Consider the following 11,663-nt stretch of genomic DNA (forward strand, 5'->3'; position numbering starts at 1 on the left):
ATTTCTAAGTAAAAATTGATTATATCTGAAGGACTCTCGTCTATTTAAGACAAATTAAAAAGGATGAGAATATTGATCTGACCAATTTTAATGATACTTAATTTTCTCGTATTTCTTATTTTTTAAGATATCAGATGCGGTTTGATAATAGGAAATCGTCTCATTGACTAAATCTGCTCTTTCTTTTTTTAATGGTACTTGATCATAGAAAATTTGAAACTCAGTTGCTACTTTTTGATCTGGTCGTAAGGTTAACTGAAACTGCTTCACTTTTTGTTTTGGAGATATTATTGTCAAAATATTATCTTTAATTAATCCTAAATCTTGGTACGTTGCAATTAGAGCTCGAGGCTTATAGTCTGGTTTTAAAACATCTTGACCATAAAACTTAGATTGATAATTAAAGTTTAATAAACCTAAAACTGTTGGCATAACATCTATCTGTGACATTAAATTTGTGTAGTGCTGCGGCTCAACAAAACCAGGGCTGTATATCATCGCTGGAATTCTATATTTATCAGCAGGAAGTTCTGTTTTACCTGCGCTTGAAGCACAGTGATCAGCTACAATAACAAATACCGTATTGTTGAACCAAGGTTGTTTCTTTGCCATTTCAAAGAATTTTTTCATTGCATAATCAGTGTATTTAACACCACCATCACGTGATTTTGCATCGCCGGGAATATCAATTTTCCCATTAGGATACGTGAACGGTCTATGATTACTCACCGTCATGATATGGTTAAAAAACGGCTTGCCTGTTTGCGCTTCTTCATTCATGATTTTGATAGATTTGTTATACATATCTTCATCACAAACTCCCCAAATATTGGCAAAAGTAATCTCACTTGATGAAAAAGTCTTTTTATCCACAATGTCATAACTGTTGCCAGCGAAAAAATCTTCCATATTGTCAAAGAAAGCATCGCCACCGTACATGTATTTTACATCATAACCTTTTGCTTTGAAGATAGATCCAGTTGAGAATTTATCTTTATTGTCTTTTCTTTTTACAACACTTTCACCAGCGGTAGGAGGGAAACAAAGCGTTACAGCTTCAAGACCTCGAACTGTTCTATTTCCCACGGCGTATAAATTAGTAAAAACTAAACTTTTAGTGGCTAAACTATCTAAGAAGGGTGTTATATTTTGCTCATTACCGAACATTTTCATAAATTCAGCACTGTAACTTTCTATTGTAATTAGAACTACATTTTTATGATTTTCTGATGCTTCACTTTTTATATGTCTTAAAGTATTTTCTCCTGTAATAGACGGGATTTGAACTTTTAGTTGGGCAAAAGCTTCAGTATTAGGAACTGTTTTGTAGAATTTATAATAATCTAATTCACTATTCATGAATGCCAAATAGAATTTGTAAATACCATTTGCTTGTAATTCATTGGCAAATATATTTTGGGCATTTTCCTTTTTTGCCAAGGCTGGAATTAAAAATAAAGAGAGGATAATTAGAATTACATAAATTCCAGAAATCTTCAATTTTTCTAGAAATGTTGGAACATTTTCAATATATACTTTTGACTTTTTTACTATAAAACAAGTAACTAGACCAGCAATTATGAATAGTGCAGAAAAAATTGGAATAACAGGATAGGATTCCATGATGTTACCAATAACTTCATTAGTGTAAATCAGATAGTTTACAGCTATAAAATTATATTTAACCCCGAATTCATTCCAAAAAAAGTATTCACTAATTCCATTTTGAAGAATTAATACCACATACAGAAAGATTACAAAAGAGAATAACCAAAAACGAATAGGATTACGATATTTAGGTAAGAAAAGAAGTAATCCAAATAATAAGGTTTTTAATCCTACGAAGATTAAACCTATTTTTGGTAATGCGCCACCGTACTCATTGAGCACTGATTTACCTGATAAAATGTACAAGAATAAAGCGATAAATAATCCAAAAATAATATAACCATACGGTTTGTGATATTTACTATTCGAAATAAAAATAAGATAGAGCCATAGAAATCCGCTCATCAATATAAAAATAAATAAGTCTGAAATAAATCCTAATAAAAACACGGATAATGTATCTACCGTCGAGAAAGTAGCTTGCGTAATAGGATGAAAAAAGAGAATTATTCGCACGATAAAGCTTACAGCTACATAAAACAGTAGTAAGTAATAAAACGGAGAAGCTTTTTTAGATAAATTCATATATTTATATTTTACGCAAAAATATAGTAATTTATGTTACTAAATTTTTAAGAATTGCTTAATGTTTTTTATAAGATTAATATTGGCTTAAGATAGAATCTATCGGCTATTAACTATGAAATTAAAAGAATAAGTTTGAAGGTTGTTTAAACAACACTTTAATAATAAATCCTAATTTTACAGAAAATGGATACTATGCATATTTTAATTGTAGAAGATGAAGCAGGAATTGTACAATTTCTAAAACAAGGATTACAAGAAGAGGGTTATCATGTGTCTAGCGTTTCAGATGGTTTACAAGGACTTGAAATCACACAAAAAGAGCATTTTGATTTAATTTTGTTAGATTGGATGTTGCCAAAAATGACTGGCTTAGAATTGTGTAAAGCAATTAGACTAAAAGATAGTATAACTCCAATTCTATTTTTGACAGCTAAAGATACCGTTCAAGAAACCATTGAAGGACTTAAAGCAGGTGCCAACGATTACATCAAGAAACCATTTAGTTTTGACGAACTTCTAGAACGTATAAAAATTCATTTTAGGAATATAGATAATCAAGAAATTTTGACACTTGGAACTATAGAGATTGACAGTGCTAAACATCTAGTGTCAGTTAATCAAAATGAAGTTGCATTGACACAAAGAGAATTTGAGTTACTTTCTTATTTGGTTAAAAATAAAGGAAAAGTGTGCACTAGAACTCAAATTATTGAAGATGTTTGGGATATTCATTTTGAATACGATACTGGCGTGATTGATGTTTTTATAAATGCAATACGTAAAAAATTAAATTTAAAAATAGAAGAAGACTATATCAAAACCGTCCGCGGTGTGGGTTATATAGCTAACGATTAAAAAAATGCAGAAACTTTCGTTTAAAAATAGAATTGCTTCTTATTACATTATTACTACAGCATTATTAATTTTTGTAGTTTTTTTTGTGATCTATTCGATCGTGAAATTAAGCGTCTACAATCATTTAAATACTGATATTTCTAAAGAAGTTAAAAATCATTTAAACGAAATTGAAATAAAAAACAATTCTTTCTCCCTGATTCATATGGAGGAATGGGAAGAGCGCGAACATAATACGGTTGATGTAAATCCCGTTTTTATTCAGTTTTTAAATAAAGAGGGAACTATTATTGAAAAGTCGCCTAACTTAAAAAATCAAGTTTTGCATTTTAACAAAAAAGTAGCTGACAACGAATTATTTGACACCAAAATATTAGGTAATAAAATTCGGCAGATTCAAGTACCTATTTTTGATGGTTCTACAGCTGTAGGATATATATTAATTGCAATGTCGCTAGAAGGTGCCTCTGTAGTTTTACTTAATTTATCAGAAATACTCAGTATCGCTTATCCATTAATATTGATTTTACTGTTCTTTATTGCTCGTTTTATTGCTGGAAGAAGTATCGCACCTATAAATTCGATAATTACGACTTCGAATATAATTACCAAAGACAACTTAACTTCTCGTATTCCTTTACCGCAAAATAGAGATGAATTATATGTTTTATCTCAAACTATTAACAGTTTATTAGACCGAGTAGAAACCGCAATTGAAAGAGAAAAGCAATTCACATCAGATGCATCGCATGAGTTAAGAACACCGCTAACTGTAATTAAAGGAACGCTTGAAGTTTTAATAAGAAAACCTAGAGATACGGCGGAATATCAAGAAAAAATAAATTTTTGTGTAAACGAAGTAGATCGATTAAATCATTTAGTTGATCAACTTTTATTATTGGCTAGATTCGAAAACCAAAAGCAGACTTTGAATATTGACAATGTATACTTAAATGCAGTATTCTTAGATGCTATTGCGCGCTATTCTTCGAAGATTCAGTCGAAAAACATTACTATCGTAACTGATTTCACAAGAGATTTTTATACTGATACTGATAATTATTTATTTTCAATTATAATTAATAATTTAATATCGAATGCGGTTAAATATTCAAATCAAGAAGATTCCATAACTATTAAAATAATTTCTAGCATTAATAAAATGGAATGCCATATTATAGATTCTGGCATAGGGATACCTACTGACGACTTACAGAAAGTATTTAATCCTTTTTATCGCTCAAAATCAACAGATCATCCTGCAATTAAGGGAACAGGATTAGGACTTTCAATTGTGAATAGATTGTGTGCGTTATTATCAATTGAAATAGGAATTACAAGTGAAGAGGATATTGGAACAAAAGTAATTTTAAGTTTACATGAAGCAGAACTTAAGTAGTTCTTAAGGTTATCCTTATCTTTAAGTATTACTTTTGATGTGTAAATAAAATAAAAATGCTTGAAAAAATAATTGCTTTCAGTTTAAAAAACAAACTCATTGTTTTGCTTTTCACTCTCGGTATTTTTTTATTTGGATTATTCTCTATTTTCCAAATCTCAATTGGCGCCGTTCCTGATGTAACGAACAATCAAGTTCAAGTTATTACTACATCTGGAAATCTTTCTACGCAAGATATTGAACAGTTTATCACGTATCCAGTTGAAATTGAAATGGCAAATTTGCCCGGAGTTGTAGAAATCCGCTCTATTTCTAAATTTGGTTTATCAGTTGTTACTATCGTTTTCGAAGATGGTCTAGGAACTTATCTACCTCGACAATTGATCGCTGAAAAAATAAAAGCAGCATCTGAGAAAATTCCACAAGGTTTTGGAACACCAGAAATGGGCCCAATAACCACAGGACTTGGAGAAATCTATCAATATACATTAGAGGTTAAGCCAGAATTTAAAGATAATTATACAGTTTCTGATTTGCGAACTATTCAAGATTGGGTAGTGAAGCGCCAGCTATCTGGTATAAAAGGCGTTGTAGAAATTAATACTTGGGGTGGTTTTTTGAAACAATATGAAATTGCAATTAATCCATCGAGTTTAAAAGCAATGAACATTACAACAACGGATGTTTTCACAGCATTAGAAAAAAATAATAGTATTGCTGGTGGTGCCTATATTGAAAAGGTAAATCAAAGCTTTTTTATTAGAGGTGAAGGAAAAGTAAATTCCTTGTCTGACATTGGCGATATAGTTATAAAAAATATAAATGGTTTACCAGTTTATGTCAAAAATGTAGCGCAAGTTCGTTTTGGTCATGCTAATCGTTTTGGAGCAATCACAGGAAATGGAGAAGGCGAGAAGGTATTAGGTCAAGTAATGATGCTGAAAGGCGGTAATTCAAAGCAAGTTATTGACGATGTTAAACACCGAGTTGCTGAAATTCAGAAAACACTACCTGATGGCGTTTATATTAATGGTTTCTTAGAGCGTAGTGAGTTAGTTGGAAAAACAACTTTTACTGTTGCTGAGAATTTGATTTTAGGATGCTTAATAGTAATTTTTGTTGTCATCCTTTTATTAGGAAATTGGCGTTCAGGGTTAGTTGTTGCATCTGTTATTCCATTGTGTTTATTGTTTGCTATTTCGTTGATGAATATTTTTGGAATAGATGCAAACTTAATGAGCCTTGGTGCGATTGATTTCGGAATTATAATAGATGGAGCCGTAATTATTGTGGAATTTATTGCGTTCCAAATTGCTAGTAAATCAGCGCATTTAGTAGGAATGCAAAGAGAAGAACGACAATTAGAAATTGACCAAATCACTTACAAGAGCGCTTCTAAAATGATGAATTCGGCTATTTTTGGCCAATTGATTATTTTGATTGTATTTATTCCTATTTTATCGCTTTCAGGAATTGAAGGTAAAATGTTTAGACCTATGGCAATGACTTTTAGTTTTGCTTTAGTTGGAGCCATGATTTTTTGTTTTACTTATGTTCCAGTCGCTTCTTCCTTATTTTTAAAACCAAAAGCAGAGAATCCGAATTCTATTTCGAGTAAATTAATTCGAAAATTAAATTCTTGGTATTTACCTGTAATTACATGGGCGATTGGTAATACTAAAAAAGTATTATACGGAGCATTAGGTTTATTGCTTTTAAGTGGAGCATTATTTACTACAATGGGTGGGGAATTTATTCCAACATTAGATGAAGGTGATTTTGTTATTCAGCCCGTTTTAAAAACAGGAACTTCGCTCACAAAAACTATCGGAATTACCACGAAAATTGAAAAAATTATATTGAAAAATTTTCCAGAAGTAGAGCAAGTCGTAAGCCGCATCGGTGCTGCAGAAGTTCCTACTGACCCAATGTCAATGGAAGAAAGTGATGTCATTGTAAAGTTAAAACCAAAATCGCAATGGACTTCCGCTTCAAATAAAGACGAACTAGCAGATAAAATTAAAGCAGCACTTGAAAATGAAATTCCCAACATGGAAATTGAGTTTACACAACCTATCGAAATGCGTTTTAACGAGTTAATTTCAGGAACTCGTTCTGATGTCGCTGTTAAGATATTTGGCGAGGATTTAAATATTTTAGCAAAAAAAGCACACGAAATTAAAAACGCTATTGCTAAAGTTGAAGGTGCATCAGATATTATTATCGAAAAAACAAAGGGTCTACCTCAAATGTCAGTAGTTTATGATCGTTCTAAAATCGCGCGATATGGCCTTAATATTTCAGATTTAAATGAAATGATTGCCCTTGGCTTTGCCGGAAAAACTGTTGGAAATGTATTTGAAGGTGAAAAAAGATTTGATATGGTTATCCGTCTAGATCAAGAAAACCGCCACGATATAGATGATTTACGTAATTTATATGTTGCAACCGCAACTGGAGACCAAATTCCATTAAGTGAATTAGCTTCAATTGAGTACACAGAAGGTCCAGCTAAAATTTCGAGAGAAAACACAAACAGACTAATTGCTATCGGAATTAATGTTAGAAATCGTGATTTACAAAGTGTAGTTCTAGACATTCAAAAAATTGTAGATAATGATATTAAATTGCCTGCTGGTTATTACATAAAGTATGGCGGACAATTTGAAAATTTACAAAGCGCTAAAACACGATTAATGCTTGCAGTACCTGTCGCTTTATTCTTAATATTTATTTTGTTGTATTTCGCTTTTGGGTCTGTAAAAGAAGCATTAATGGTTTATTCTGCTATTCCGCTTTCAGCTGTAGGTGGTATTTTATTTCTATGGATCCGAGATCTACCATTTAGTATATCAGCTGGAGTTGGATTTATAGCTCTTTTCGGAATCGCAGTATTAAACGGAATTGTTTTAATTGAACATTTTAAAGAACTAAAGCACCAAGGAATGAAAGATATAGACGAATTAATTTTAAAAGGAACTACAGATCGATTACGTCCTGTTTTATTAACTGCTGCTGCTGCTGCTCTAGGTTTTTTACCAATGGCAATTTCATCATCTGCAGGTGCCGAAGTTCAAAGACCTCTTGCAACGGTTGTTATAGGCGGACTTTTCACAGCTACTATTTTAACAATGATTGTACTTCCTATTCTATTTAAAGTTTTTGACAGCAAAGAATTTAAAAAAGCAAAATTTAAAAAGCACCAAAGCGGTATGTACATCATAGCATTCTTTTTATTCACTTCATTCGCTTTTTCTCAAAACTCTAATCCAGAATTAGAAAGCTTGATGGCAAAGGCTATTCAAAATAATAAAGGAATCAAAGCAGCTCAATTGCAAGTTGATAAAACAAAAGCTAATATCAGCAACGCCTACACATTTGAGAAAACTAATGTTTACTATAGTTACGATCAAAATAATTTGACTACGACTAATGAGCCATTAAAAGTGTTTGGAGTACAGCAACGCTTCTCTTTTCCCACTGTTTACGGTGCACAAAAGAAAGTATATACTTCTGAATTTGAAAAAGAAAAAGCAAGTTTTGAAATTGAAAAGAACAAGCTTTCATTAGCGGTTTCTAAATCCTATCAACATATTGTTTACTTACAAAATCAAGAAAAACTGTATCACTATTTGGACAGTCTGTATCAAAATTTTTCAAAAGCAAGTGACAGACGATTCGAATTAGGAGAGACCAATTATTTAGAAAAAATAACTGCTCTAGCTAAGTTCAGACAGATCAGAACAAAACTTTCTCAAATTGAAAATGATAAGAAAGCACAATATGAATTACTGTATTCGATAATACAAAGCGACGAAAAAATAGTAATCGAAAATAAAACTATGGAGCTTTTAAACGCTAATAGTGATGATAAAATTAGATATGCATATAATGTTTATCTAGAAAGTGTTTCTAAAACGTATAAGAATCAATTAGAATTACAAAAACAACACTGGTTACCAGATGTTAACTTAGATTATTTTCAAGGTCGAGACAAAGGTCTTTCGCAATCTTTATATGGATTTCAAGTAGGAGTGGCTATTCCATTATTATTTAATGGCAACGTTTCTAAAACTAAAGTGGCAAAGCTAGAAATGCAAAGCTGGGAACAACAAAAGCAAAATGAAGAGTTTAAAATTCAACAGTATATTAATCAAAAAACAAACGAGTTAGCCAAGTATCAAGAGGCGATAAATTACTACAACATGTACGGAAAAAAATTGTCGGATGAGATTATTAAGGTTGGAAATAATAGCTACAAGCATGGTGAAATAGATTTTTTTCAATACATACAAAGTTTAGAAAATGCTACAACCATACAAGTAGATTATTTAGACACCATTTTACAATACAATCAAACACAATTAGACTTACACTATTTAAATTTTTAAGAAAACTATAATGAAAAAAATACTATATATAACTGCTTTATCTCTTGTTTTGTTTTCTTGTAAGGAAGCTAAAACGGAAGAAGAAGCGCCACAAAATGAGGATTTGATATCAGTGACCAATAATCAATTTAAATCTTCTGGAATGCAAATTGAAAGTCCAGTCGAACAAGATTTTGATGTAACAGTGAAAACATCTGGAAAGATTGACGTTCCACCTCAGAATCGTGCTAAAGTAACTACATTTATGGGAGGTTACGTTAAATCAACTACACTGCTTGTAGGAGATAAAGTTAAAAAAGGTCAGGCTTTATTAGTGCTTCAAAATACTGAATTCTTGGATATTCAAAAAGATTACATGGAGGTTGCAGAACAGCTAAATTTTTTAAAATCAGAATATGACCGACAAAAAACTTTATTTGATGAAAAGATAACTTCTCAAAAAAATTATTTAAAAGCGGAAAGTGAATATAGAAGAGCCAAATCAATGCATCAAAGTTTGCGTGCTAAATTAGTCCTACTTAACATTAATCCTCGAAATGTGGAGAATGGAAACTTAACATCGACAGTTACCGTTTTTTCTCCTATATCTGGCGATATCGTTATTATGAATGCTAATGTGGGAATGTACGTCGCGCCTGCTGATGTGATTTTAGAAATTGTTGACACAGATCACCTTCATCTCGAACTGGCTGTTTTTGAAAAAGACATTTTAAAGGTCAAAATTGGTCAAAAAATAACATTTAAAGTTCCAGAAGCATCTAAAGATATATTTAATGCAGAAGTACATTTAGTTGGAAAATCAATTGAAGGGAACGAGCGGACTATAAATGTCCACGCGCATCTAGATGAAAATATAAAGCAAAAGCTAATTACAGGAATGTTTGTTGAAGCTAACATAGTCACAGATTCTAAAAAAGGTTTAGCAATTCCTGCTGAAGCTTTAATAACTGAAAATGAAAAGCACTATGTGCTCTTGTTAGATAATCAAAAAAACGGTTATTCATTTAAGAAAGTGAATGTTACAATAGGAGAGAAATCAGAAAAATTTGTAGAGATTATTCCAAATACAGCTATTAATTCCTCGTCTAAAATTTTGACAAAAGGTGTTTTTGATTTGGTAAATTAAATAAATACTAACCTTTAAATTACAATATCATGAACGATGCACATTTGCACTTAGTGGTAAATCATTTTCCAATCATTGGAACGATTTTAGCGCTTGGAATTCTAATCACAGGGATGTTTTTAAAAAATAATTCAGTAAAAAATACTGCGTACGTTTTATTTGTTGTGGCAGCAATTTTTGTAGCACTGAGCATGCAAACGGGAGAAGGAGCAGAGGAAATGGTTGAAGATATGCCTTCGATTGGTAAGCAAATTATTCATGAGCATGAGGAAATTGCTGAGAAGTTAGCGTTAGCACTTTATGTCTTAGCTGGAATTTCGATAGCGGGATTATTTTTAAATTTTAAAAATCATTCTAAAGCTAAGTTCGTTTCTATTATTGCGCTCACCGTAGCTGTCGCAACTGTTTACATTGCCCAATTAGTGGGAACATCAGGAGGTGAGATTCGTCATACTGAAATTAGAGCAAAAACGAATAGTTCTGATCTTTTACAAGACACTGAAAACACTATAAAGGTTGATAAAGAGCATAATGAAAAATAAGTTTAACAATTTTCAACTATAAAGTTTAAAAATTAATTGGAATTTAAATAATTTATCTCTTATATTTGCACAACAATTATTCAGAAAAATAAAAATGTTTACAAATCAACTACATCATCATCATTTTCATTATTGCTCTCAAGCGATGCGTTAATGGTATGTTTGTAAATCATCATATTCTAAAAACCCGTTTGAGTACATCAAACGGGTTTTTTATTGCCCATTATTTGTACTCAATCAAAATATTTTAAACAAAAAAAATAAAACAAAATGAGTACATTAAAAATTGCAATTCAAAAATCAGGACGTTTAAACGAAGAAAGCATACAAATCTTAAAGGATGCAGGTATTTCAATCGACAATGGGATTGATCAGTTAAAAGCAGAAGCATCAAATTTCCCTTTAGAAGTTTTATATCTAAGAAACTCAGATATTCCACAGTATCTAATGGACGGCGTAGTCGATATCGCAATTGTTGGAGACAATTTATTGGTTGAAAAAGGCGGAGATATTGAAGTTATTCAGAAATTAGGTTTTTCAAAATGTAAGGTTTCAGTTGCTGTACCAAAAGCATTCGAATACAATTCAGTTAAAGATCTGGACGGTATGCGAATTGCTACTTCTTACCCTAAAACCGTTCTTGATTTCTTTAATTCTAAAGGAGTTTCTGTAGATATTCACCAAATATCTGGCTCGGTTGAAATCGCTCCGAATATTGGATTAGCTGATGCAATTGTAGATATAGTTTCAAGTGGTAGTACATTATTTAAAAATAATTTAAAAGAGGTAGAAGTTATTTTTAAAAGTGAAGCTGTATTAGCGGTTTCACCAAAAGTAAGTCCGGAATCTCAAAAAATAATTAATACCCTAAAATTTAGAATTGAATCAGTTTTAAGAGCACGTAGATCAAAGTATATTTTAATGAATGTACCTAACGATAAAATTGATGAAATAGGTAAGATTTTACCAGTGCTACGAAGCCTTACCGTTCTTCCTTTAGCTCAAGAAGGTTGGAGTAGTGTACACTCTGTAATTGATAAAGATACTTTTTGGGATGTTATTGACCGCCTGAAAGAAGCTGGTGCTGAAGGAATTTTGATTTGTCCAATTGAAAAAATGGTATTGTAAATCATGAAATTCAGGGTACATTATAC

General features: G+C 31.5%; 7 protein-coding genes. 6 read left to right on the forward strand and 1 reads right to left on the reverse strand.

The genetic code is table 11. The features are described from left to right. Positions 1-87: 87 nt before the first annotated feature. Positions 88-2,193 (reverse strand): LTA synthase family protein, encoded by a 2,106-nt coding sequence (locus BC961_RS07150; protein ID WP_121925188.1) that lies wholly within the window; start codon positions 2,191-2,193, stop codon positions 88-90. Positions 2,194-2,388: 195 nt separating this feature from the next. Here BC961_RS07150 and BC961_RS07155 point away from each other — a divergent pair, with 195 nt between their 5' ends. The 6 genes from BC961_RS07155 (at position 2,389) to hisG (ending at position 11,637) form a co-directional block, all read left to right on the forward strand. Beyond that, entirely contained in the window at positions 2,389-3,051 is a 663-nt protein-coding gene (locus tag BC961_RS07155) for a response regulator transcription factor (protein ID WP_121925668.1), read from the forward strand. 4 nt (positions 3,052-3,055) lie between these two features. Then, entirely contained in the window at positions 3,056-4,450 is a 1,395-nt protein-coding gene (locus tag BC961_RS07160) for a sensor histidine kinase (protein WP_121925189.1), read from the forward strand. 56 nt (positions 4,451-4,506) lie between these two features. After that, the gene (locus BC961_RS07165) at positions 4,507-8,841 is read left to right on the forward strand and encodes a CusA/CzcA family heavy metal efflux RND transporter (RefSeq protein WP_121925190.1); all 4,335 of its coding nucleotides are present in this window, start codon (positions 4,507-4,509) and stop codon (positions 8,839-8,841) included. A 10-nt stretch (positions 8,842-8,851) separates the two neighbouring features. Next, a complete protein-coding gene (locus BC961_RS07170) occupies positions 8,852-9,967 on the forward strand; it encodes an efflux RND transporter periplasmic adaptor subunit (protein WP_121925191.1) in 1,116 nt (371 codons plus the stop codon). A 29-nt stretch (positions 9,968-9,996) separates the two neighbouring features. After that, the gene (locus BC961_RS07175) at positions 9,997-10,509 is read left to right on the forward strand and encodes a hypothetical protein (RefSeq protein WP_121925192.1); all 513 of its coding nucleotides are present in this window, start codon (positions 9,997-9,999) and stop codon (positions 10,507-10,509) included. A gap of 270 nt (positions 10,510-10,779) precedes the next feature. After that, positions 10,780-11,637 carry an ATP phosphoribosyltransferase gene (gene hisG / locus BC961_RS07180; protein WP_121925193.1) on the forward strand — a complete coding sequence of 286 codons (858 nt, stop codon included), beginning with the start codon at positions 10,780-10,782 and terminating at the stop codon, positions 11,635-11,637. Positions 11,638-11,663 lie beyond the last annotated feature (26 nt).

The sequence above is a fragment of the Flavobacterium weaverense genome, from assembly GCF_003688495.1.
GTDB classification, from domain to species: Bacteria; Bacteroidota; Bacteroidia; order Flavobacteriales; family Flavobacteriaceae; genus Flavobacterium; species Flavobacterium weaverense.